This window comes from Pseudomonas sp. GW821-FHT09A09, from assembly GCF_059418405.1.
The window spans coordinates 17431-41954 of record NZ_JBWKPU010000042.1 but is presented as its reverse complement, the minus strand read 5'-3'; the positions used below and the strand labels follow the sequence as shown (position 1 = coordinate 41954).

Here is a 24524-nt window from a genome sequence, read left to right as displayed (position 1 = left end):
GGTGCATTTGACACACCGAGGTGCCTGCATCGCAGGCAAGCCAGCTCCCACATTTTGACCGCATTCCAACCAACTTCCGCGCCATCCAATAACAGGCCTGCCCACAGGCCCTTGCTCCACCGTATCGCCCTTGCCGCTCCTGCCAATAACTAAACCAGGGAGTCACCCCATGCAGCGTCGTACGTTATTGAAAGCCAGTCTTACCGCAGCCGCCGCCCTCAGCCTCCCGCTGAGCGTGCGGTCGGCATTCGCCGCCGAGCCCTTTACCTTTTACGGCCTCAAGTCCATGTCTGGCGCCTTTGCCAGCTATGGCAAGTTTGCCGACATGGGTTCACGCCTGGCGGTGGGCCAACACCCCGAAGTACTCGGCCGCCCGTTGAACTACAAGGTCATCGACACCGAAGGCAATGCCGGCAAGGCGGTGCGCAAGGTGCAGGAAGCCATCCAGCAGGACGGCGCACGGTTCTTCCAGGGGTGCACCCTGTCGTCGTCAGCGCTGGCGGTGGCCAAGGAAGTGGACAAGGTCGGCGGCGTGTTCATGACCCCGGTGGGCGCCGATGAAGTCACCGGCAAAGACTGCAACCACGCGACCTTCCGCTGGTCGGTGCCCACCTACGGAGCGATCCGCGAAACCATGGTGCCGCTGATCAAGCTGCTGCCGGACGCCAAGCGCTGGTACACCATCACCCCGCAATACGTGTTCGGCGAAGCGCTGCTCGAAGGCGCCAAGAATGTGCTCAAGGAACACGGCCTGGAGCACATCGGCAACAGCTACCACTCGTTGCAGGAGCAGGAATTCTCCGGCTACCTGACCAACGCCATCGCCGCCAAGCCCGATGTGCTGGTGCTGCTCAACTTCGGCAGCCAGTCCTCTAACACCCTGCGCCAGGCGGTGAACTTCGGCATCAAGGAACGCATGAAAGTGCTGCTGGTGTGGTCCGCCGGCCTCGATCAATTCCAGGAACTGGGCAGCGATGTGCTCGAAGGCGTGTACCTCGGCGCGCAGTATTGGCACCAGGTCGACACCCCGCTCAACCGCGAACTGGTCAAGCTGACCCAGGCCAAATACGGCATCAACCCCACCTACCCGCTGGCTGCTGACTACATCAGCACCAAGGTTATGCTCGACACCATCATCTCGACGGGCAGCTTCGACGGCCCCACCGTGGCCAAGGCCATGCAAGGCTTGAGCTTCGAAGGCCCGACCGGCAAGGAATCGATCCGCGCCGGCGACCACCAGGTGATCAAGGACTACTACCTGCTCGTCGGCAAGGCCGCTGGCGACATGGCTGACAAGGACGACCTGGCCAAGGTACTCAGCGCCGGCCAGTCGTTCCCGCCCGTGGAAGCCACCGGCTGCACGCTCGCCTGATCCCCTGAACATTGCACAGCAGGGCTGCGCGAGCAGCTTCCTGCCGAGGGTGCCTGCATGCTTAATCTTTACCTGTTCCAGATACTCAACGGCCTGGGATTGGGAATGATCTATTTCCTGATCGCCGTCGGGCTGACCATCATTTTCGGCCTGCTCAACTTCGTCAACTTCGCCCACGGCGCGTTCTTTCTGCTGGGTGCCTACATCTGCTACACCGCCGTCAGCCTAACCGGCAATTTCTGGCTGGCGCTGCTGATCGCGCCATTGGTGGTGGCAGCATTGGCCTGGGTGATCGAGCGACTGTTGATCCAGCGCATCTATCACTTGCCGCACATGTTCCAGATCCTGGTGACCCTGGGGATCGCGTTGATCATCCAGGAAGCCAGCGTGATGATCTGGGGCCCGGTGGGCAAGAGCGTTGCGGTGCCACAATTGCTGCGCGGCGTGCTGGTGGTGGGCGACTTCGTGTACCCGCACTACCGCCTGTTCCTGATCGGTTTCTCCGGCCTGGTCGGCCTGGGCTTGTGGCTGCTGCTGGAACGCACGCGGTTCGGTGCCCTGGTGCGCGCCGGCAGTGAAAGCACTGAAACCGTGTCGCTGCTGGGCACCAATATCTTCCGCCTGTTCTCCATGACCTTCGCCCTCGGCGTGGCCCTGGCCGGCGTTGCGGGCGTGCTGTTCGCCCCGTTGCGCGGCGCCCAGCCCTTTGTCGGCCCGGAGATCCTCGGCGTGGCCTTCGTGGTGGTGGTGATCGGCGGCATGGGCTCGTTCAGCGGCGCGCTGGTCGGCGGGTTGCTGGTGGGCGTGGTGCAAAGCCTGATGACCACACTCTGGCCCCAGGGCGCGAGCCTGATGATCTACGGCGCGATGGCCGTGGTGATCCTGGTGCGTCCTTACGGCCTGTTCGGGAGAGCCTGACATGAGCGAGAAAAATCCCCTGCCGTTTGCCAAGACGCAATCGCGCGCGATGTTGCTGTGGGTACTGGTGGTGCTGATCGGCCTGCCATTGATCTTGCCGTCGGCGACCCTGGCCACCGAGATCCTGATCTTTGCCATGGCCGCCCTGGCCTGCAACCTGTTGCTGGGCTACACCGGGCTGTTGTCGTTCGGCCAAGGCATCTTCTTCGGCGCCGGCGCCTACTGCGCCGCGTTGCTGATGCTGCACCTGCAACTGGGGCTGTTTGCCGCCCTGCTCGGCGCCGCCGTGGCCGGTGGCTTCCTGGCTTTGCTGGTGGGCGCCCTGGCGATCCGCCGCACCGGCATCTACTTCGTGATGCTGACCCTGGCGTTCAGCCAGATGGCCTACTTCGTCGCCTACACCCTCAGCGACTGGACCGGCGGCGACAACGGCCTGCTCAGCGTGCCGCGCCCAGAGATCCGTATCGGTGAAACGGTGCTGCTGTCGCTCAGCGATGCCCGCGCCTTCTATGCCTTTGTCGCGGTGCTGTTCCTGCTGATTTTCATCGGCGCGCGCCGGGTGATCGCCTCGCCGTTCGGCAGCACGCTGATGGCGATCCGCGAAAACGAAACCCGCGCTTCGGCCATCGGCTACGACACCCGCCATTTCAAGATCCTGGTGTTTGTGCTGTCCGGCGCCGTCACCGGGATTGCCGGCGCGCTGTACGCGATGCTGCTGCACTTCGTGCCGCTGTCGAACATCGACCTGGCGATGTCCGAGAACATCCTGATCATGACCATCGTCGGCGGCACCGGCTCGTTGTTCGGCTCGCTGCTGGGCGCCGGCTCCATCGTGCTGCTCGGGGATTTCCTCTCCGACCTGTGGCCGCGCTGGCTGATGCTGCTGGGGGTGATCCTGATCCTGGTGGTGATCTTCATGCGGGGCGGTTTGTGGGGCGGCCTGGCGTCGCTGTTCGAAAAGGTACGCGGCAGCCGCAAGGCCGCCGTTGTCGCCAAGGAGGAAGGGCTATGAGCATCCTGCTGGAAACCAAAGACCTGGAACTGGCCTATGGCGCCTTCCATGCGGTCAACGGTGTGAACCTCAAGGTCGAGGCTGGCACCATCCACACCATCATCGGGCCCAACGGCGCGGGCAAAACCAGCCTGTTCCACTGCCTGACCGGCGAGCGCCAGGCCACGGCCGGGGCGATTCATTTCGACGGCAGGAACCTGATGCGCAAACCCGCCCATGGCCGCGTCGGCCTGGGCATGGCGCGCTCGTTCCAGCTCACCAGCCTGTTCCAGAACCTCAGCGTGCGCGAAAACCTGCGCCTGGCGGCCCAGGGCCGCGACGGTGCCCGTGCGCTGAACTTCTGGCGCCGCGTCGACAGCAAACGCGAACACCTGGACATGGCCGACCAGGTGCTGGAGCGCCTGCAACTCACCACCCGCGCCGACACCCTGGCCGGCGAGTTGTCCCACGGCCAGCAGCGGGTGCTGGAGGTGGGCATGTCGATCTGTTCCAAGCCCAAACTGTTGATGCTGGATGAGCCCACCTCGGGCATGGGCATCGACGACATCCCGATCATGACCCAGCTGATCAGCGACCTCGGCCGCGACCACACGGTGCTGCTGATCGAACACAACATGAGCATCGTCATGTCCATCAGCCAACGCATCACGGTGATGAGCCACGGCCAGATCCTGGTGGAAGGCACGCCGGAATTCGTACGCGCCGATGAGCGTGTGCGCACTGCATACCTTGGGGAGGCTGCCTGATGCTGATCGTCGAGAACATTCATTCCTACTACGACAAGAGCCACGTGCTCGAAGGCGTCTCGCTGACCGTCAACCCTGGCGAACTGGTGACCCTGCTGGGGCGTAACGGCGCCGGCAAGACCACCACCCTGCGCAGCATCCTCGGGATCATCTGCCCGCGCCAGGGCCAGATCCACTTCAACGGCCAGGCGTTGGTGGGGCAGAAGATCTTTGAAATCGCCCGTCAGGGCCTGGCGCTGGTGCCGGAAAATCGCGGAATCTTCCGCCTGCTTACCGTCGAAGAGAACCTGCGCATCGCCGCGCGCAAGACCAGCCGCTGGCAGCTCGAAGACGTGTACGCCATGTTCCCGCGTCTCAAGGAACGCCGCAAAAATGCCGGCCACGCGCTGTCGGGTGGCGAGCAGCAGATGCTCGCCATCGCCCGCGCGCTGCTCAACGACCCCAAGCTGCTGATCCTCGATGAACCCACCGAAGGCCTGGCCCCGGTGATCGTCGACGAGCTGGTGAAAATTCTGCGCAAGGTCAAGGACGACGGCCTGCCGGTACTGCTGGTGGAACAGAACCTGATGGTCTGCGACAAGCTCGCCGACCGCCATTACGTGCTCGAACAGGGCCGCGTGGTGTACGAGGGCAGCGCCGCTGACTTCCGTGCCGACCCGAGTATCAAGAATCGCTATTTGGCCCTGAGTGCCTGACCGGAGATTGCAGATGAATAGTTTTGCGCAACCGCTCCAGAGCAACGCCCCGCTGATCAACCGCGACCGTTTGTGGCAATCGTTGATGGACCTGGCCCAGCTCGGTGCCACCGTCAAGGGCGGCGTGTGTCGCCTGGCCCTGACCGACTTGGACCGCCAGGCCCGTGACCTGTTCGTGCAATGGTGCGAGGCGGCCGGGTGCAGCGTCACGGTCGACGGCATCGGCAATATCTTTGCGCGCCGCGCCGGGCGCAATCCCGCCCTGCCCCCGGTAATGACCGGCAGCCATATCGACACCCAGCCCACCGGCGGCAAGTTCGACGGCTGCTACGGAGTCATGGCCGGGCTGGAGGTGATCCGTACTCTCAACGATTTGAACATCGAGACCGAAGCGCCGATTGAAGTGGTGGTGTGGACCAACGAAGAAGGCTCGCGCTTTCCGCCGTGCATGATGGGCTCCGGAGTATTCGCCGGTAAATTCGACTTGCAGGAGACCCTCGACAAACTCGACGACCAGGGGCTGTCGGTGGGTGCCGAATTGCAGCGCATCGGCTATGCCGGCACCCGCGCCGTGCTCGGCCATCCGGTGGGTGCGTATTTCGAAGCACACATCGAACAAGGCCCGGTGCTGGAAGACCAGGCCACCACCATCGGCGTGGTCATGGGCTGCCTGGGCCAGAAGTGGTTCGACCTGACCTTCACCGGCGTCGAAGCCCACGCCGGGCCGACGCCGATGCACCTGCGCAAGGACGCCCTGGTGGGCGCCGCCGAGGTGGTCAGCGCGGTCAACCGCATCGCCCATCAACAGCAACCCCATGCCTGTGGCACGGTCGGTTGCCTGAGCCTGCACCCGGGTTCGCGCAACGTAATCCCGGGCCAGGTGCAGATGACGATCGACCTGCGCCACCTGCACGCCGACAAGCTGCAAGCCATGGTCGATGAGGTGCGCGGCGTGATCGAAGCCACCGCCAAACACCACGGCTTGAGCTTTGAGCTGACGCCGACGGCCGACTTTCCACCGCTGGACTTTGCCCCGGCGTGCGTCAACGCCGTGCGCGAAGGCGCCCAGGCCCTGGGCTTGAGCCACATGGACATCGTCAGTGGCGCCGGGCACGACGCGATTTTCGTTGCCGAACTGGGCCCGGCCGGGATGATCTTTGTGCCGTGCGAAGGCGGCATCAGCCATAACGAAATCGAAAACGCCGCGCCGGATGATCTGGCGGCGGGCTGCGCGGTGCTGCTGCGCGCCATGGTCAACGCGGCCCAGGGGGATGTGGCATGAGTGAGATCGGCCAACTGACGGCGGTGCAACTGCTGGCGCATTTTCGTGACAAGAGCCTGTCGCCGGTGGAGGTCACCGAAGACGCGTTGCTGCGCATCGAACGCTACAACCCGGTGGTGAATGCCTACTGCCATGTCGACCCGCAAGGCGCACTGAACGCCGCACGCGCCTCGGAACAACGCTGGCTCAAGGGCCAGCCGTGCGGCGCGCTGGACGGCGTGCCCGCGTCGATCAAGGACCTGACCCTGACGGTCGGCATGCCCACCCGCAAAGGCTCACGCACCTCATCCGCCGAAGGGCCGTGGGACGTGGACGCCCCCTTTTCAGCCTTGATGCGCAAAGCCGGCGCCGTGCTGCTGGGCAAGACCACCACCCCGGAATTCGGCTGGAAGGGCGTCACCGACAACCCGCTATATGGCATCACCCGCAACCCGTGGGACACCCGCACCACCGCCGGCGGTTCCTCGGGCGGCGCCGGTGCGGCGGCGGCCTTGAACCTCGGCGTGTTGCACCAGGGCAGTGATGCGGGCGGCTCGATCCGGATTCCCTGCGCGTTTACCGGCACGTTCGGCATCAAGCCGACCTTCGGCTACGTGCCGCAATGGCCTGCCAGTTCCATGACGATCCTGTCGCACCTGGGGCCGATGACCCGCACCGTGCAAGACACGGTGCTGATGCTGCAGACCGTCGCGCAACCCGACGCGCGGGATGGCCTGATCGGTGCGCCAAGGGCCACGCCCTGGCTCACCCCCGGCACGGACCTCAAAGGCTTGCGCGTGGCCTACAGCCCCACGTTCGGTTATGTAGACGTCGACCCGCAGGTGGCCAGCGTCGTCGCCCGGGCCGTGCAGGGCCTGGTGCAATTGGGGGCACACGTGGAAGAAATCGACCCGGGCTTCAGCGACCCGCTGGAGGTGTTCAGCACCCTGTGGGCGGCCGGTGCCGCACGCCTTACCGGGCCCATGAGCGAGTCGCAGAAACAGCTGCTCGACCCTGGCCTGCTGAGCATCGCGCAACAGGGCGAACGCTTGAGCCTGGATGACTTCAACGCCGCCCTTGAAGCCCGCGCCGCGTTGGTGGCGCGCATGGCGGCGTTCCATGAGCACTACGACGTGCTGGTCTCGCCGATGATGCCGATCACCGCGTTCGAGGCTGGGCATAACGTACCGCCAGGTTCGGGCATGCAGGCCTGGATGGAATGGACGCCATTCACCTACCCCTTCAACCTGACCCAACAACCGGCCGCCTCGGTGCCGTGCGGTTTGGCAGCGAATGGCCTGCCGGTGGGCCTGCACGTGGTCGGCGCACGGTTTGCCGATGAGCAAGTGTTAAGGGTGTGCCAGGTGTATGCACAGGCATTCCCGACCGAGCATCTTGAAGCACCACGAACGCTCTAACTCAAGCCTTACGCCCCGGGACCGACCTGTGCATCCCGGGGCGGACTTGGCCTATAATCCGCGCTTCTTTTCTGTTGCCCGGATTGTTTTACATGCTATTCACAAGGACCGTCCTGGTGAGCGCAATGCTCACCCTCCTGCCGCCCCTGGCCCACGCTGCCAGCCTGGACCTCACCTACGAAGCGCCACCGTTGGAGGCTGCACCGGCCGAGCGCCCCGCCCAGAACAAAACCCTGTTCCCCGTGAAAACCCTGGCACCGCTGACCGTCGACTACAGCTGCAAAGGCCCGCAATGCCAATACGAGACGGATATCGACCAGCTCCATGAAGACCAGACCACCCAACATTGGTCCATTGGTATCCAGTAGGAGCCGGCTTGCCGGCGATGGCGGCGTGTCAGTCACCCCTGAGCTGGATGAACCACCGCTATCGCAGGCAAGCCAGCTCCCACATTCGGGCGCATTTCAAATGCATGAACTCGGTCACCTGTAGGAGCCGGCTTGCTGGCGATGGCGGTGTGTCAGTCACACATCAGCTGGCTGAACCACCGCTATCGCAGGCAAGCCAGCTCCCACATTCGGGCGCATTTCAAAAGTATAAACTCGGTCACCTGGAGGAGCCGGCTTGCCGGCGATGGCGGCGTGTCAGTCACCCATGAGCTGGATGAACCACCGCTATCGCAGGCAAGCCAGCTCCCACATTCGGCCGCATTTCAAAGCATGAACTCGGTCACCTGTAGGAGCCGGCTTGCCGGCGATGGCGGTGTGTCAGTCACCTATGAGCTGGTTGTACCGACGCTATCGCCGGCAAGCCGGCTCCTACCGTGTTGAGCGCATTCCATTACAATGCCTTCCACTCATTTCCCGGGGGCCTTCATGGACATCGAACTGGCACGCACTTTCCTCGAAATCACTCGCTGCGGCAGCCTGGCTGCGGCGGCCGAGAAGCTGCACGTCACCCAGACCGCGATCACCGCCAGGGTCAAGAACCTCGAAAGCCAGTTGGGCAGCACGTTGTTTGTACGCAACCGTGCCGGGGCGCGCCTGACGCCGGATGGCGAGGCCTTTGTGGTGTACGCCAACCAGTTGCTGCAAACCTGGGAAGCGGCCAAACGCGACCTGCCGTTGCCGGATGGCTATCGCAACGTGCTCCATATCGGTGGCGAAGTCAGCCTGTGCAACCCGTTGATGCTGGGCTGGGCCCAGGCCCTGCGCGAACACATCCCCGGCCATGCCCTGCGTACCGAGGTGCGTGAAGGCGAATACCTGCTGCGCCAACTGGAACTGGGGGTACTCGACGCGGCGCTGGTGTTCCAGCCGCAATACTGGCCCGGCTTGCAGGTGGAGCAGGTGCTGGAAGAAAAACTGATCCTGGTGCAGTTGGTCAGCAAGCCCGATCCCTACGTGTATATCGACTGGGGCCCGGGGTTTCGCCAGCAACACGACACCGCCCTGCCCGACAAGGCCCGCGCCGCCCTGAGCTTCAACCTGGGGCCGCTGGCGTTGCAGTACATCCTGGAGAACGGCGGCGCCGGCTACTTCCGCACCCGTGTCGTGCAAAGCTACCTCGACAGCGGCGTGATGCAGCGGGTGCCCAAGGCGCCGGAGTTCAGTTTCCCCACGTACCTGGTGTATTCGCGGGCGCGGGATTCGGCGGTACTGCAACAGGCGCTGGAATTGCTGCGGGGAGTGGTCAAGGCGGAATCCGACTGGTCGCAGCGTTGGGATCCGTTGATTTGAGAACGGCGCCCGACTAGCACAATCACGAAGGGAGACTAAGCTCAGTCACCACAAAAAACACTATGAGCCCGCCACTATGCCTGACGCTACCGAGGCTTTTCGCGCCCGCTACCGCGCCGCCGTGTCCCGGCACTACAACCCCTGGCTTCACGCCGTCTTCGTGCTTCTCTACGGCGCAACCTGCATCACCCTGGCCTGGTCCTCAACCCAGTCCATCACCCCACTCCAGTGGCTGACCGTCCCCCTGACCCTGGTGTTCTTCAACCTCTGCATCTACCTCGTGCACCGCCACCTCGGCCACCACAAGCACAGCTTCGCCCGGCTGTTCTACGCCCGTCATACCGGCGACCACCACAGTTTTTTCACCCCCGGCCACATGACCTACGACAGCCCCCGAGACTGGCGTGTGATCCTCTTCCCCGCCTGGTTGATCGTGCTGCACAGCCTGGCGATCACCCTGCCCGCCTGGTGGTTGCTCAAGCAACTGAGCCCCAATGTCGCCGGGCTATTCGCGGGTTGCATGCTGCTGGGCTATCTGCTCTACGAAGTGTTCCACGCCTGTGAACACCTGCCCGTCGAACACCCGGTGGCGCGCCTGCCGTGGATCCGCCAGATGCACCGCTTGCACGCCCTGCACCACCGCCGCGAGCTGATGCAGGGGCGTAATTTCAATATTGTGTTTCCCCTAATGGACTACCTGTTCGGCACCCTGCACTGGGAGCCGAACGCCCACGACAATCAGGAACCGTCATGAGTACCCGCCCCAAGAAACTGCGTCATCTGCTGTTCGTATTGCTGCTGGCGGCGCTCGCCTTTTTGCTGTTGATGCCTACCAAGGTGCAGCCGGTGAACTGGTCCCCGCCCAAGGCGCCCTCGATGAAAGAGGGGCCCTTTGCCGAGAACTTACGCCTCAAGGATGTGCAGCGGATCGGCGCCCAGGACATCGCCGGGCCCGAGGCCCTGCTGCTGGATGCCCAGGGTTTTCTGATCAGCGGGCTGCATGACGGGCGCATCATCCGCACCTCACCCGACAGCCACACCCTGGAAGTGCTGGCCAATACCGGTGGGCGGCCCCTCGGCATGGCACTGCACCCGGATGGGCGCCTGATCATTGCCGACGGGATCAAGGGCTTGCTCGCACTGGATGCGAACCGTCAGCTCGTGCCCCTGAGCAGCAGCGCCAATGGCGTGCCCGTCGGCTTTACCGATGACGTGGCCGTGGACGCCAGCGGGCGCTATGCCTACTTCAGCGATGCGTCGAGCCGCTGGGGTTACGGGCAGGACGGTGAAGCCGTGATCGAACACGGCGGTGACGGCCGGCTGTTGCGCTATGACTTCAGCAACGGCACCACCGAGGTACTGCTCGATCACCTGCAATTTGCCAACGGCGTCGCCCTGGGCCCGGATGAAAGCTACGTGCTGGTCAATGAAACCGGCGCCTATCGCATCAGCCGCTACTGGCTCAAGGGCGAGCGAGCGGGCAGCCACGACCTGTTTATCGACAACTTGCCAGGCTTGCCGGACAACCTCAGTTTCAACGGCCACGACCGCTTCTGGGTGGCGCTGTACTCGCCACGCAACCCGCTGCTGGATGGTTTCGCCGGCTACCCATTGCTGCGCAAGGTGATGGTGCGGGCACTGATGGTGGTGCCCAAGCCGATCGAGCGCAAAGCCTTCGTACTGGGGCTGGATACCGAAGGCAAGGTCATCGCCAACCTGCAGGACGGCAGCGCAGGCAATTACTCGCCCATCACCACCGCCCGGGAATATGGCGACTGGCTGTACCTTGGCTCACTGAAAAGCACGAGCATGGCGCGCCTGCCGCTGAAGCTGGCCCTGGCCCGGGAATGAAAAAAGGGGCAGCCCTCGCAGGCTGCCCCTTCTCATTCACTCAGTGCATCAATGGATGATGTCCTGGGTGCAGATGTGCCCGAAGGTCACGTAAGGCACGTTGTCGCCGCCCACGCCCACACCCGGGAACTCGTCCAGCTCGATCCGCCAGCCGCCGAAGTTGAAGGTGGTGGCCCAGTTGTACTTCACGCCGGTGCTGCTGTCCGGGTACTCCACGCGGTACTCGCCGAAGCAACTGCCCAGTGCCGCACCCGAGAGGGACGCACCCGCGCTGTCGGTGGTGGCCTTGAAGTCGGTCCAGTTGAACTCGGTGCCGGTGAAGTGCTTGTCAACCCGCAGCACCGGTGTAACGCCCAGCAGCGGTGCGCCCGTGGAGTCGGACCAGTTAGTGGTCCAGGTCAGGTTCCGTGCCGCCTGGGTGGCCATCCAGAAGATCGTGCTCGGCACGCGCACCACGTTGTCGCCCTTCACGTCGAAGCTGTTCAGGCGTGGCGCCGAACCCAGGGTGAGCTTGTATTGGGCGGTAGGGTCCTGGACCACGGCAGGGTTGGCCCGCACGCGAACCTGGGCCACATAGCCCGGCGTGACGCCGGAGAGGGTCATGCTGTTACCGGCCGGCACCACCACCCAGTTGTTGCCCTCCAGACGCTCGAAGATCCACTGGTTACGCACGCCCTTCTGGTCATCGCTCAGGGCCATCGCCACGTTCTGGCCACGGGTGGCCTGGAAGGCGAAGTAGTCGATATCGTTGGGGTTATCGATATTGCCCGTCACACGGTTCAGGGCATCGGGCAGCACGAACGAGGTCTGCGGAGTGTCGTTGGGTTCATAGGCATCGATGTTGAAGTCTACCCCCACGCCAAAACTGAACTGGGCGTTATTGGCCTCGTTGGCCACCATGTACCAGTAGTAGTCACCTGCCGGCAGCACGGCGCTGATGTATTCATCGGCGTTGCCCGGGTTGTCGGACGTACCGAGAAGCTCCAGATTGCCCTGGCCATCGTCGCGGAACAGGCTCAGCGACAGGTTGGCACCCGCACTCTGGTCAACCAGTTGCACCAGCGCACGACCGTTCTGTGGCAGGTGGAAGTGGTAGGGGAAGTCCTGGCCGGTCTGCACCTCGGTCAAGGTGTAGAGGGTGTTGATGTCCAGCGTCTGAAACAGCGGAACGAATTCGGCGGCAGCGACCTTGAGTTTGTCCTGGTCGGGCTTCTTCAGTTCGCTGTCGACGGTGGCAACGGCGGAGAGTTTCGCCGCCTTGCTCGCCACGGCCTTGGCCGGCGCTTTTGCGGTCATGGCCGCCTTGAGCTTCTGCTGAAGCTGGGAGGCAACCGCCTTGGACTCGAGCTTGCCACCGGACTTGAGGGCTTTGTGCACCGCCTCCTTGACGGCCTGGGCGCTCACCTTGGGCAGCGGTTGCGAAGGGTACTGTTCGGCCAGGGCAAAGGCCGAGACAAAGCAGGAGGCCGCCATGGCCGCGCCCAACATAAAGGCTTTTTTCGATTTCATTTTTTATCCATCCATAGTTAAAAACTGAAGTGCAGGTGACATCCGGTCACCTGGGATGGAATCTAGCCAGATACTGTATGCATGTCCAGTATTTTTATGAAGTTTTCTTCACCTAATAGCCGGTCATTTCCAGGTAGCCAACCCCGCCATCGAACTGCACCGGCCCTTCCCAGTAAGGAATGCTCAGGTTCATCCAGGCCTTCGGGTTGACCGCCTGTGCGGTGATATCCAGCTGTTTGCCGGGGATTTTCAGCGACCAGCGCGTGGGAATTCGGCGCCCGTCGATGTCGGTGGTGGCGAGTGGCGTGAGCTGGATGTCGGCGTTGTGCAGGGTCTGGGTGCGGCCCTGCGCATCGATCCAGGTGCCCGTCAGGTAACCCTCACCGTCGGTTTGCCGCACGCGAAACAGCATCAATTGCTCGCCACGGTCCAGGTGCAGGGAGAACCAGTCCCAGCCGGTCTGGCTGACGGCCAGGGGTTGGCTGCTCCACTCGCGGTCGAGCCAGGCGCTGCCACTGACCTGATACGCCTTGCCGTCGATCGTCACGTTGCCGCTGGCGGTGAAAAAAGGCTGGCTGTAGTAATACGACGCCTGGCCCTGATCGGATTTGCGGCTGTAGCCGTTATCGCCTTGCAGCACCAACGGGCGGCTGGAGGTCAGGTGCAAGTCATAGGCGAACTGCGGGCCATGGGCCTTGAGTTGCATGTCGGCCAGGGGGCTGGTGGCGCCGGGGCGCGTGGCGAAATTCCAGTCGTCGATCCACGCATTGAACGGCGCCGCCTGGGCGCCGGCCTGGCCAACACCGCCGCGCGCATAACGCTCGGCGGCGTAATGCCGGGTGGCCGAAGTGACGGCCGCGTGCCCCAGCCAGATCGTCGGGTCCTGCCACCCCGCCTGCGCCGGCCCAGCCTTGAGGGCGTTGCGGAACAAGGTCCACTGCACGCCGAACACATTGCCCTCGGCATCCTTGAGGTTGGCGGTGACGTACCACCATTCGATGCGGAAACCGGCGTGGGGCCCGTGGTCCTCGGGAAAGCTGAACACCTTGCCCGGCACTACCTGGGCAAAGTCCGCTGCCTCACTGCCCAAGCCGGCGAAACTTTCCTGGGGTGCGGGCGCCTGATCGCAGGCACTCAACAGCACCAGCAAGGCCCCGGCCAGCAACGCCTTAATCTTCATGGGCAAAGGTCCTCAGCAAGTCCGCCGGGCGACTGCGGTACAACTGCCACAGCGGCCAGGCCGACGCCAGCGAGGTGGCCAACATCGCCAGCCCCAGCAGTTGCGCCAGTTGCCACGGGAACACCTGCAACGGCAGGCGCCAACCGAAGGCCTGCACATTGATCACCGCGTCCAGGCACCAGGCCAGCAACAGGCCCAAGGGCAACGCCAGCACCAGGGTCAACAGCGCCAGCAACCAGGTCTGCGCCAGGTTGAGCAGCATCAGTTGGCGGCGCGTCACCCCCAGCGCCCACAGCGGCGCGAGCTGGCCGAGGCGGCTCTGGCTCTGGGTCAACAGGCTGATGAACAGTGCCACGCCGGCCACGCCGAGGGTAAGGCTGTTCAGCGCGGCGGTGGCGGCAAAGGTGCGTTCGAACACCTGGCTCGAATAGCCCTTGAGCTGCTGTTGATCGACAATGCGGCTGTCCTCCAGCGCAAATGCGTGCTGCACGTCCCGCACCAGCGGCGCGACATCCTCGGGGGCCATGCGCAGGTTGAAACGGGCCGGCGACAGTGTCGGCCAATGGGCCAGCAAATGGGTGGAATTGACCAGCACGTGGCCCTTGGGGTTGCCATAGTCGGCGTAGATGCCCACCACCGTGGGTGACCAGAGCCCCTGCGGCGTGGGGATGCTCACCTGATCATCCAGCCGCACGTTCAAGCGCCGCGCCAGTTGCTCGCTGAGCATCAGCGTGTCGCCGTGCTGCAATCGGTCCCAAGGTTGATTAACCGCGTCCAGCAGAGGCCAGTGCTGGCGATAAGTGGGGTCGTCGATCACCCCGAACAGGTCAGCCGGCCAACCTTGCAACTGCGTCGACACTTGCCAGGTCGGCAGTACGGTGTTCACCGTTGGTTGCTGCGCCAACCAGTGGCTCAACTGTTCGGCCTGCGCCGGGTTCTGCGGATTGAGATACAGCTCGGCGGTGAGGCGTTGCTCAAGCCAGTTGTTGAAGGTCTGGCGAAAGCCCGAGGTCATGGAACCCGCGCCGATGTTCGCCGCCAGTGCCAACAGCAACGCCATCAACGCCAGGCTCAACGCCGGCAGTTGCTGACGACAGTCGGCGAGGAACCATTGCCCCAGCACCGAGCGGCTGCGCCCGAGCACCGTCTTCAACACAGTATTAAGGATTACCGGCAAACCCAGGGCAGCCCCCAGCAGCAAGGCGGCCATCAGCACAAAACCGGCGGCCAGACTGTTGCCCAATACCAATGCCAACAACGCAACCAGCAACGCGGCAGCCGCGACCCAACCCTGGCGTCGCAACCAGCGCCCATGGGCCTCGTGCCAGGCCTGGGCATTGGCCAGTGCCAGCAACGGCAGGCGCGCCGCCCGCCACAGGCTGCTCGCGCCCGCCAACAGCGCGCCGAGCAGGCTCAAGCCCAACCCCGTCAACCACCAGCCAGGGCTCAAGCTCAACTGGCCGGGCACTTCGGCGCCGTACAAGCCACGCAAGCTGGCCGCCACGTCCGGCAGCAACAGGCTGGCCACCAGGTAACCGCTGGCCACGCCGAGCACGCCACCGAGCAGCGACAACACACCCAGCTCCACCCCCAGGCTGAGGATCAGCATCCGCGCACTGACCCCGCAAGCGCGCAATGTGCGCAGCAGCCCGCGCCGTTGTTCCAGCGCCAGGCCGATGGCGGCATGCACGATAAACAGTCCCACCACAAACGACAGCAAGCCGAGGGCGTCGAGGTTCAGGTGAAAGCTTTCGGTCAGCCGCGAAAGGTTGTTGTCCTCGGCCAGGTGCAGTTGCAATTCGGCGGGCGGGGTGGGATGGGTGGCGGCAAAGGCGTTGTCCAGCAGCAGCCGCGACAAACGCCCAGGCATCTCCAGCAAGGGTTGGGCAAAGCCGATGTCGGTGAGCAACAACCCGGGGGCCATGTCTGCCTGGGCCTGCAATGGCGGCAAGGTTTGCCCGTTTGCCGTCTGCGGCTGTTCGCCTTCGTGCAAGCCCAGGGCTTGCAAGGTTTGCGGAGCAATCCAGGTACGTCCCGGCGGCGCAAAGAACGCAGCCATCTGCGCCTGGCTCAGGCGTTGCCCGGCCACTGCGGCATTCCCCGGCAATGACACCGGATCGATGCCCATCAACTGCAGGCGCACCTCCTCATGCCCCTTGAGTACCACCCGCCCCTGCACCACCGGTGACACCGGCCACCCCGCACGGCGCAACTGGGCAAACAGGGCCTGGGGGAAGCTCGATGCACCGGTCGCACTGAGGCTGGCTTGAGGCTCACCACCGATCAATTGGCTGGCGCGTGCGTAGCTGTCCCGCGCCTGGCTGTTGAGCGCCTGCACACCGGTCAACAACGCCGTGGCCAGCCACAGGCCGGTCAACACGCTGAAGAACTGCACGGGATGGCGCCGCCAGTGGCTCAGCAGCGCACGCAACGCCCAATAAAAAACGGCCACCTCAACGGGCGTCCGCCGGTACGACACGGCCACGCTGCAACACCACCTGGCGGTCGAGCCGTGCAGCAATGCGCGGGCTGTGCGTGACCATCAGCAGGCTGGTGGGGCTGTCGCGCAGCAGGTCCAGCAACAATTGCAGCACGTCATCGCTGGTGGCTTCGTCGAGGTTGCCGGTGGGTTCATCGGCCAGCAACAAGCCCGGTCGCGAGGCCAATGCGCGCCCCACCGCCACCCGCTGTTGCTGGCCACCGGAGAGCTGCTCCGGGTAGCGCTTGAGCAAGTCACCCAGACCCAGGCGCTCCACCAGGTACGCCTGCCACTGCGGGTCAAATCGCCCGGCCAGGCGCGCCTGGAACGCCAGGTTGTCCTCCACGCGCAAACTGCCGATCAGGTTGAACTGCTGGAACACCAGGCCGATCTCGGTGCGCCGCCAATGGGCCAGTTGCGCCTCACTCAATTGGTCAAGACGCTGCTCGCCCACCTGGATGCTGCCACCGTCCACCCGGTCCAGGCCGGCCACCAGGTGCAGCAGCGTGCTCTTGCCACTGCCCGACTCGCCCATCAGCGCCAGACTGCTGCGCGCCGCCAACTGCAAGTCGACACCCGCCAGCACCGCCAGGGGCCCTTGCGCGGTGGCGTAGCTCTTGAGAACACCTTGCACCTGCAACATAAATACGCTCGTTCGGGGGTCTGCAAACGAGGATAACGGCTGACTTTGCGCCCCGTGCGAATTTTTCACATGGATTTCACCGCCCGCCCACCCACGCCTCTCTAAATTGCCCACCAAGCGTCGTAGAGCGGCAACTTGTTAGTTGCCAGTGACGGCAACTTTTAACAGCTGGATGTTCAGCGAAAAGACAGCAGCCCTGTGACAGTCTCCTACTCCACTACGGGCATCCGTCAATGCGCTGCGCCTGTTTGATAACAACACTGCCAACAGTGCCCATGGTGAATAGTGTGGTTGACCTTACCCTGACCAAACCGCGTGTGCGCCGAAGCCTTTTCAGGCGCCTGAAAAGGCTCTGGCTGGGCATGGCCATCGTCAGCCTGCTGGTGTCCGGTTTCGTGTTCTGGCCTCGGTCGCCGACGAACCTGGGCGTGCGCAACCACCTGATCAACTCCGGGCTCCTGGCCAGTTGGCGCAACGGAGACGTGGTGGTGCTGGTACGCCATGAAGAACGCTGCGACCGCTCGAAAAATCCCTGCTTCGGTCCGGCCGACGGCCTCACGATCAACGGCACGCAGCACGCCAGCGAACTGGGCAAAGCCTTCCACGCCCTGGGCATGCAGGCGACGGACGTGCTCAGCAGCCCCACCACTCGCACCGCCCAGACGTCACTGTTCGTCTTCGGCAAGACCGAGCTGTCCGCCGGCCCGCTGGCCATCTGTGGAGACGCCATGGGTGAAGAGATCCTCAGCAACAAACGCCCCGACCACAACCTGGTGCTGATCACGCACAGCGCGTGCATCAACGACTTCGAACAGGCCTTGGGGTTCCCCCATGCCATCACCGCCGAATACGGCAGCGCACTGTTCGTCAAGGTACTGCCCAATGGCAAGTTCAAGACCCTGGGCATTATGAACAGCCAGGATTGGCCCGCCGCGCTCAAACAACTTTAAACACACTTTTTTACATATCCAGCGGCTGTCGTGTTCAGCAAAACGACAGCCCGTTTCTGGCATGTTTAGTTGTGCCTGTTAGTTAGGGACGCCATGATTATTTTCAGTGACTTAGTGAACATTTTGATGTTTTGCACTACTACTTTCCTGCACCCTTTTTCTGCCACTGAACGTCAAGGAGCGACGTTTTCATGACTCGTTTGAAACCCCTGCCCGTATTGCTGCTGGCATTCGCTGTGTTCTACCTGTTGCCCATGGGCCTGCACGGCCTGTGGATTCCGGATGAAACACGCTACGCCCAGATCAGCCAGGAAATGCTCCTGAGCGGCAACTGGGTCTCCCCCCATTTCATGGGCGTGCGCTACTTCGAAAAACCCTCTGCCGGCTATTGGCTTATTGCCCTCGGCCAGGCGGTGTTTGGTGAAAACCTGTTCGGCGTGCGCATTGCCTCGGCCATCACCACCGGCCTGAGCGTGCTGTTGGCGTATCTCATCGCACGTCGCCTGTGGAACGACCCGCGCAAGAGCTTCGCCTGCGCCCTGCTCTACATGAGCTTTGGCCTGGTGGCCGGGCAAGCCGGGTATTCGAACCTCGATCCGCAGTTCACCTTCTGGGTCAACCTGAGCTTCGTCGCACTCTGGTTCGCTCTCGACAGCCAAACCACGCGTGGCCGACTCAGTGCCTGGGTGTTGCTGGGCGTGGCCTGCGCCATGGGCTTCATGACCAAGGGCTTCCTGGCGTGGCTGTTGCCCGTGTTGATCGCCGTGCCGTACATGCTTTGGCAACGCCGCCTGGGCGAATTGGTGCGCTATGGCTCGCTGGCCATCCTGGTAGCGGTGGTGGTATGCCTGCCGTGGGTGTGGGCGATTCATCTGCAGGAGCCGGACTACTGGCGCTTCTTCTTCTGGCACGAGCACATCCGCCGTTTCTCTGCCGACAATGCCCAGCACGCCCGCCCGTGGTGGTTCTTCCTGCCGATCATGGTGGTGTCGTGCCTGCCGTGGTCAGCGCTGTTGCCCACCACTGCACTCAAAACCTGGAAAGAAAAAGCCCAGCCGAAGATGGTGTTCCTGGCCCTCTGGCTGCTGCTGCCCCTGGGCTTTTTCAGCCTGAGCAACGGCAAGCTGCCGACCTACATCATGCCTTGCCTGCTGCCCCTGGCCTTGCTGATGGGCCACGCCCTGATCGACCAGCTCAACCAGGGCAAGACCCGCGCCTTGCGCTTCAACGGCCTGCTCAACTTCGCTATCGGCCTCGTGGCGATGGGCGCGCTGATCTACCTGCAAATTGATGACCCGCTCTACAGCAACAGCCACGCCGAGATGTTCAGCCTGTCCCTGGCCTTTATCGTGCTGCTGGGCTGGATCCTCGCCAACTTGCTGCAAGCGTTCCGCCCGCTGACGCTGTGGGCCATGCCGGCGCTGGGCATCGGCCTGCTGGTGGCGTTGCTGCCGGCTGGCATGCCTGAAGAGATCACCGATAACGAAATGCCCGACCAGTTCGTGCTGGAGCATCTGGATGAATTGCAACAAACCCATGCTTTGCTGAGCAACGAATTGGGTTCGGCGTCTGCCTTGTCCTGGCGCCTGCGCCGGCCGGAAGTGGCGTTCTACGACACCGAAGGTGAACTGCGCTATGGCCTCAAGTACGCGGGTTCAGTGCACCGCAAAGTCAGCCTCGACAGTGTCCAGCCGTGGTTGGCCGAGGCTCGCCAACAGGGTTCGGTCGGTGTGCTGATGCGGGTCAAGAGCACCAGCGAACACCGCGAGGAAGGCCAGTTGCCGGCGGGCGGCAAGCGTTATCGCAAGGGCGCCCTGCTACTGATCATTTACCCAAAACTTCCTTAACGCGACGCCTGCCACGAGTACAGCCCCATGAGTTTCTGGAAAACCGAACGCGGCGCCCTGCTGTTGCTGCTGGGCGTCTCGGCGCTGCTGCTGTTGGCGGGCTTGGGCAGCCGCGACGTGTGGGGGCCGGAAACCCGCTGGGCCAACATCGCCCTGCAGATGCTGCAAAGCGGCGATTACTTCGACCCGTTTCTCAAGGGCGCACCCTACTACGACAAACCCCTGCCGTCGTACTGGCTGATCACCGGCTTTGCCAACCTGATGGGCGGGCTCGGCCCGTGGTCGTTGCGCCTGTCGTCGGTGATCGCGGCGTGGCTGAGCATCTGGCTGGTCTACCTGATCGGCGAGCGCCTGCTCCGCAAAGGCACCGGGCTGATTGCCGGCTGGATGCTCGCCACCACCTTCTACTTCCTGTTCTGGGCCCGCGTGGCCACTGCCGACATACTCACCGTGTGCGGCGTGCTGGCGGCCGTGTGGTGGTACTGGCGTGGGCCGGATGACACGCGGCTGGGTCGCTACTGCGTGTTTTTCCTGCTGCTGGCCGCCACGTCGCTGTTCAAGGGCCTGATCGGTTTTGTGCTGCCCGGCCTGGTGCTGCTGCCACACCTGCTCAGCGAGGGGCGTTACAAGCGCCACCTCAACCTGCGCCTGCTGCTGGCGCTGGTGATTGCGGCGGGGTTCTATGCGATTCCGTTCGTGCTGTCTCACTTCTACGGCGCACCGACCTACGGCGAAAGCGGCCTGGAGCTGGTGTTCAAGGAAAACGTGGTGCGCTTCTTCGACCCCTTCGACCACATGGGGCCGATCTACACCTACCTGATCTACCTGCCCGCCTACACCCTGCCCTGGGCACCGTGCTGGGTGCTTGGCCTGTGGCTGGCAATGCGGCACTGGCAGCAAATCCCACCCAACGTACGTTGGCTGGTATGGGGCCTGGGCCTGCTGTTTGTGTTCTTTACCGCCAGTGGCAGCCGCCGCAGCTACTACGTGCTGCCGCTGGTGCCGTTTGCACAACTGCTGGCCGCCTGGTGGCTAAGCGAACGCCTGCAGAAAAAACCGGCCAGCTGGCCGCGTTGGCAGAAAGGTTTTGGCATCGCCGCTGCACTGATGCTGCTGGTGCTGGGCGTGGTCTACCCGTGGACCAACGGCAACGGCGGCGTCACGCGTTTCGTCGAAGACGTGCAAACCCAGGCCGTCAAGACCGCGCCGTGGAACCAGTGGCAGATGGTGCTGGTGGAAGTCGACAACAAGCTGCCGATGTACCTGCAAAACGGCGGCAAACCGTTCTACTACGTCGCCGAAACCCAGGACTTCCCACGCCAAGGCGACAGCGCCGCGATGCTGGCCTGGCTGGAGAAAACCAGCGGCCAAACCTTCGATCCGCAACGCACGATCATCTTCGCGCAATACTCCAAGGACGACCCCACACCGCTGGCCTACTTGGGGGCTGACCATCAGGTGATCACCACCCAGCCGGACAATGGCGAGCGGCTGTTTCAGAAGCGTGGCGGTGGCAGCGTGGCGTTTGTGCCATCAGCTCGTTAGGCCAGCGAACTACTCGTCGCAGGCCTTGCGGTTGATGATGATTTTCTCCCGGGTGCTTTCGTCAATCAGGCTGCGAAGCAACTGGAAGAGTGGGTCGGCGTCGGTGTAGCGCTTGCCGTAGGCCAGGTTGAATTCATAGTCGAAACCGGGTGGGTTCTTGCCCTGGTTGTGTTGCAGGAGGGTCTCCAGCTTGTCCAGCGCCTTGACGGCCAGGGCCTCGGGCGACTGCGCAAGCTCGTAGTCATCCCAGAGCGCCAGCACCTCGGCCTGCAGCCTGTCATCCAAGGTGCGGGTCAGGCTCAGCAGGTCGTTTCGCTCTTGCTCGCCTTTGTTGGGGAACAACGCCTGGCTGACGGCAGGAATGTCGCCATTGATCGCCTCACCCAAATCATGAATCACACACATCTTGAGCACCTTCAGTACATCGAGATGGGCCAACTGGTCGGCGAAGACCATCACCATCAGGCACAGGCGCCAGCTATGTTCTGCGGTACTTTCGGCGCGCCCCGATGAAGTGTGCGCGCTTCTGAGCACGTCCTTGAGTTTTTCCGCCTCGCGAAGAAATTCAAGCCGCCCTTTGATTGTTTCAATCTCCATAACACCCTCTGCACACGCTATACGCCATCATTGCCAGCCTAGGCGCGGCAAGGGTGGGCGTCCACGCATAAAATATGCGTCACATGGGTTTCAGAGCGTCTCGACCAGGCGCGCGGCTGTTCCGTCCGAGAGTGGAATTCGCGTCCAGCGGCAACGACCGGGGCGAATGGGGACAAGCAGGGAGTCGTTGGCGCCCGTGGTGAACTCCAGCGCCGGCGGCGCCAACGCGTCCCGCCATCCGGAGGTCTTGAGGGCCAGTTCCTTGCTGACGATATCCGGCGTCGCGAAACGCCAGAGCGAAAGCCCCAACAATTCGCTGACAGGCCGGGTGAACTCGGCGGCACGACCGGGCGAGCACGCCAGCAGCCGATGGGTCAGGTCACAAATGAGGTGCATGGGCCGTGGGCTCTCGCTGACCAACCTGGCCAGCACTTGGTCGGCCGCACCGTCCAGGCGAGCCGCCAACAAGTGCTCCAACTGCTTGTGTGCTGCGCAGTCCATGGATTGCGTGCCGCTTTCCCAGCGCGAAATGGTCGATTGAGTGACCCCGAACAACTGCGCGGCATGCAGCTGTTTTACGCGGTGCAGCAGGCGCCAGCGGCGCAGCGCAATGCCAGGCAGGGCCAGGGGAAGCAAGGTGTCAGGCATTCTGGGCTACTGAAGGATTGCCGGGTGTGCCAGTCTGGGGGATCCACGCCCTGCCCGCAAATGCACGGGATAAACGGGCATCGGCTCAGCGCTCAGGAGTGTACCTGCGCGTTTGTGGCAAGCCCGCGACGCCAGGATCGACCCGTAACCCCGCCAGTTGCTCCTGCACCGCCCGCCCCTCTGCCCGGTTGCGGATAAACCCGGCGCGGGTGAAGCGTTCCAGAAACGGTACGGGCAGCGTCTTGTCCGGCGTGCCCAGCGGGTGCTCGGCCACATCGCCGAACAGGGTGTAGGCTGCGCTCGGCAGGTGCCGCGTGTTGAGGTCGCTGGTGAGGCGGCCTTCCTGCAGGACGATGGCGCGGTTGGTCACCCGTTGCAGGTCGGACAGACGTTGCGAGATGTAGAGGATGGCCACGCCCCGGGCGCGCTGGCTGTCGATCAGGCCCAGCAGGCGCTCGGCATCGGTTGCCGACAGGGCAGCGGTGGGCTCGTCGAGGATCAGCAACTTGGGTTGCAGGGCAAAGGCCCGGGCCAGCACCAGCAGTTGCCGATCGGCCTGGCCGAGGCGTTCCACCGGGTGTTGCAGCGGCAGGTCCAGGCCCAGCCCGTCGGCGATGGCCTGGGCACGCTGCAGCAGGTTCTTGCGGTTAAGCAGGAAGTCGGCGTCGGGCTGGCACAGCTCGTCGAGCAACAGGTTCTCGGCCACGCTCAGGCCGGGGGCGATACCGTCATCGGGGCGCTGGTGCACCGCAACGATGCCGACGCGACGGGCCGACAACGGTGAAATAAACCGCTGCTGCACCCCATCGACCCACACTTCCCCCGCATCCGGTGCCAACAGGCCGCCGAGGATTTTCACCAGGGTCGACTTGCCGGCCCCGCTGGCCCCCAGCAATGCCACGCCTTCACCCGGGTAAATGTCCAGGTTGACCTGATCCAGCGCCGACTGGGCGCCAAAGGCCTTGCTCAGGTGACGCACACGGACCAACGGCGCGGGTGCTGCGGCAACGGGGTTGCTCATGGCTAATCTCTAAGGCGGAACGATGACTCATTACAACGCGCGAAGACGCTGATTTATTCCGTGCAACAATGAGTTAGGTCCCGAATTAAATGCATTACCTTATGAACAATCCAATAGCTGAATCGCATAGCTCAGAGTTTTTTGGTTATAAGCGTTTTGCCAGCAAGGTGTTGAATGCATTCAGCACCTGCACGGGCTTTTCCAGCATCAGCTGATGACCGCACGCCTCCAGCACCTGGAACTGCGCATCAGGCAATTGCGCGGCCAGGGCCTGGCCGCCACTGGCGGGCGTCAAACCGTCGCTGTCACCGGCCAGAACACTCACCGGCAACGTCAGGGTGGGGATCCGTGAGGCGTCGGGCCAGCGCGCATGTTTCATCAGTGCCTTGAACATGTACAGCGGGTTGCGCTCGGTGAGCTTCTCTTCATAGGCCACCAGCGCCGGGTCGGCCGTGGCGTGCCAGGCGCGCTCGCGAAAGCCTTTGGCCAACAGCGGCCGCAGCCATTCGAGCAGCCATGCGGGCAAGGACATCAACCCGCCACGGGTCACCGGCCGGTGCAACATCGTGCCCAGCAACAGCACCGCTTCGACGGTCACACCGCTGTCGGCCAAGAGTGTGCTCAGGCTCAGCCCGGTGCCAAAGGAATGGGCCACGATCAGGTTGTGGGCGCGTCCGTAGCGCTGCAGGATCGCCCCATAGTCCGCCACCAGTTCCGACCAGGCATAGGCGTGCTCATCGCGGGGCTTGGCGCTGTCGCCATGGCCCAGCAGGTCCCAGGCCACCAGGCTGTAGCCGTCGGCTTTTAGCGCCTGCCACTGCAGGCGCCATTGGTCCTTGTTGCCACCGGCGCCGTGGCAGAAAAACACCACCGTGTCGGGCTGGGTGGTGCCTACATGGTGGGCAATGCTCAGGGAGCGGTTGGGGCGGATGTCCAAGCGCTGGCCGCGGACGATGGGCAGGTCTGTCAATGGGGCATTCATAAACGCCACGCTCCTCGATAAATACACTCGGTCGGTGTGGGGGGGGGGGGGGGGGGGGGGGGGGGGGGGGGGGGGGGGGGGGGGGGGGGGGGGGGGGGGAGGGGGGGGTAG

At 63.6% G+C, this 24524-nt stretch carries 22 protein-coding genes; 14 read left to right on the top strand and 8 right to left on the bottom strand.

The genetic code is table 11. From position 1 onward, the window contains the following. Positions 1-169 precede the first annotated feature (169 nt). From AC07OV_RS26770 to AC07OV_RS26720, 11 genes are all read left to right on the top strand, one after another. On the top strand, positions 170-1372 hold the full coding sequence (locus tag AC07OV_RS26770; protein WP_494996371.1) for an ABC transporter substrate-binding protein: 1203 nt from the start codon (positions 170-172) through the stop codon (positions 1370-1372). Between the two features lie 57 nt (positions 1373-1429). Continuing rightward, on the top strand, positions 1430-2290 hold the full coding sequence (locus AC07OV_RS26765) for a branched-chain amino acid ABC transporter permease (protein ID WP_176998951.1): 861 nt from the start codon (positions 1430-1432) through the stop codon (positions 2288-2290). 1 nt (position 2291) lies between these two features. Further along, positions 2292-3302 (top strand): branched-chain amino acid ABC transporter permease, encoded by a 1011-nt coding sequence (locus tag AC07OV_RS26760; protein ID WP_495093311.1) that lies wholly within the window; start codon positions 2292-2294, stop codon positions 3300-3302. Beyond that, a complete protein-coding gene (locus AC07OV_RS26755) occupies positions 3299-4048 on the top strand; it encodes an ABC transporter ATP-binding protein (protein ID WP_176998953.1) in 750 nt (249 codons plus the stop codon). Before AC07OV_RS26760 ends, AC07OV_RS26755 begins: the two co-directional genes overlap by 4 nt. Further along, complete coding sequence (locus AC07OV_RS26750) at positions 4048-4743, top strand: ABC transporter ATP-binding protein (protein WP_105522648.1); 696 nt, start codon at positions 4048-4050, stop codon at positions 4741-4743. The genes AC07OV_RS26755 and AC07OV_RS26750 overlap by 1 nt, the downstream gene beginning before the upstream one ends. 13 nt (positions 4744-4756) lie before the next feature. Further along, positions 4757-6025, top strand: a complete 1269-nt coding sequence (locus tag AC07OV_RS26745) for a Zn-dependent hydrolase (RefSeq protein ID WP_494996367.1) — start codon at positions 4757-4759, stop codon at positions 6023-6025. Next, positions 6022-7422: an amidase gene (locus AC07OV_RS26740; RefSeq protein ID WP_494996366.1), complete on the top strand. Its 1401-nt coding sequence runs from the start codon at positions 6022-6024 to the stop codon at positions 7420-7422. Before AC07OV_RS26745 ends, AC07OV_RS26740 begins: the two co-directional genes overlap by 4 nt. A gap of 125 nt (positions 7423-7547) precedes the next feature. Further along, positions 7548-7790 carry a hypothetical protein gene (locus AC07OV_RS26735; RefSeq protein WP_494996365.1) on the top strand — a complete coding sequence of 81 codons (243 nt, stop codon included), beginning with the start codon at positions 7548-7550 and terminating at the stop codon, positions 7788-7790. Positions 7791-8297: 507 nt separating this feature from the next. Beyond that, positions 8298-9161 carry a LysR family transcriptional regulator gene (locus tag AC07OV_RS26730; RefSeq protein ID WP_176998959.1) on the top strand — a complete coding sequence of 288 codons (864 nt, stop codon included), beginning with the start codon at positions 8298-8300 and terminating at the stop codon, positions 9159-9161. Between the two features lie 76 nt (positions 9162-9237). Further along, positions 9238-9915 carry a sterol desaturase family protein gene (locus AC07OV_RS26725; protein WP_494996364.1) on the top strand — a complete coding sequence of 226 codons (678 nt, stop codon included), beginning with the start codon at positions 9238-9240 and terminating at the stop codon, positions 9913-9915. After that, positions 9912-11012 carry an SMP-30/gluconolactonase/LRE family protein gene (locus tag AC07OV_RS26720; RefSeq protein WP_495093310.1) on the top strand — a complete coding sequence of 367 codons (1101 nt, stop codon included), beginning with the start codon at positions 9912-9914 and terminating at the stop codon, positions 11010-11012. The genes AC07OV_RS26725 and AC07OV_RS26720 overlap by 4 nt, the downstream gene beginning before the upstream one ends. A gap of 48 nt (positions 11013-11060) precedes the next feature. Here the strand turns inward: AC07OV_RS26720 and AC07OV_RS26715 are convergent, their stop codons facing one another. The 4 genes from AC07OV_RS26715 to AC07OV_RS26700 all read right to left on the bottom strand — a co-directional run bounded on the left by AC07OV_RS26715 (position 11061) and on the right by AC07OV_RS26700 (position 16823). After that, positions 11061-12521 carry a hypothetical protein gene (locus AC07OV_RS26715; protein WP_495093309.1) on the bottom strand — a complete coding sequence of 487 codons (1461 nt, stop codon included), beginning with the start codon at positions 12519-12521 and terminating at the stop codon, positions 11061-11063. Between the two features lie 112 nt (positions 12522-12633). Next, positions 12634-13701, bottom strand: a complete 1068-nt coding sequence (locus tag AC07OV_RS26710) for a lipocalin-like domain-containing protein (RefSeq protein ID WP_495093308.1) — start codon at positions 13699-13701, stop codon at positions 12634-12636. After that, entirely contained in the window at positions 13691-16153 is a 2463-nt protein-coding gene (locus tag AC07OV_RS26705; RefSeq protein ID WP_495093307.1) for an ABC transporter permease, read from the bottom strand. The genes AC07OV_RS26710 and AC07OV_RS26705 overlap by 11 nt, the downstream gene beginning before the upstream one ends. A 1-nt stretch (position 16154) precedes the next feature. Beyond that, a complete protein-coding gene (locus tag AC07OV_RS26700) occupies positions 16155-16823 on the bottom strand; it encodes an ABC transporter ATP-binding protein (protein ID WP_495093306.1) in 669 nt (222 codons plus the stop codon). A gap of 275 nt (positions 16824-17098) precedes the next feature. Between AC07OV_RS26700 and pmrG the strand changes: the two genes are divergently transcribed. From pmrG to AC07OV_RS26685, 3 genes are all read left to right on the top strand, one after another. Then, complete coding sequence (gene pmrG / locus AC07OV_RS26695) at positions 17099-17773, top strand: lipopolysaccharide core heptose(II)-phosphate phosphatase PmrG (RefSeq protein ID WP_495093305.1); 675 nt, start codon at positions 17099-17101, stop codon at positions 17771-17773. Between the two features lie 191 nt (positions 17774-17964). Then, the gene (gene arnT / locus AC07OV_RS26690; RefSeq protein WP_495093304.1) at positions 17965-19620 is read left to right on the top strand and encodes a lipid IV(A) 4-amino-4-deoxy-L-arabinosyltransferase; all 1656 of its coding nucleotides are present in this window, start codon (positions 17965-17967) and stop codon (positions 19618-19620) included. A 27-nt stretch (positions 19621-19647) separates the two neighbouring features. After that, positions 19648-21165, top strand: coding sequence for an ArnT family glycosyltransferase (locus tag AC07OV_RS26685; RefSeq protein ID WP_495093303.1), 1518 nt, complete (start codon positions 19648-19650; stop codon positions 21163-21165). Between the two features lie 9 nt (positions 21166-21174). Here AC07OV_RS26685 and AC07OV_RS26680 read toward each other — a convergent pair whose 3' ends face one another. From AC07OV_RS26680 to AC07OV_RS26665, 4 genes are all read right to left on the bottom strand, one after another. Next, a complete protein-coding gene (locus AC07OV_RS26680; RefSeq protein WP_495093302.1) occupies positions 21175-21762 on the bottom strand; it encodes an HD domain-containing protein in 588 nt (195 codons plus the stop codon). 90 nt (positions 21763-21852) lie between these two features. Further along, positions 21853-22410, bottom strand: a complete 558-nt coding sequence (locus AC07OV_RS26675) for a helix-turn-helix domain-containing protein (protein WP_176998970.1) — start codon at positions 22408-22410, stop codon at positions 21853-21855. 85 nt (positions 22411-22495) lie between these two features. After that, the gene (locus tag AC07OV_RS26670; protein ID WP_495093301.1) at positions 22496-23431 is read right to left on the bottom strand and encodes an ATP-binding cassette domain-containing protein; all 936 of its coding nucleotides are present in this window, start codon (positions 23429-23431) and stop codon (positions 22496-22498) included. Between the two features lie 145 nt (positions 23432-23576). Continuing rightward, complete coding sequence (locus AC07OV_RS26665) at positions 23577-24413, bottom strand: alpha/beta fold hydrolase (protein WP_176998972.1); 837 nt, start codon at positions 24411-24413, stop codon at positions 23577-23579. Positions 24414-24524: the final 111 nt, after the last annotated feature.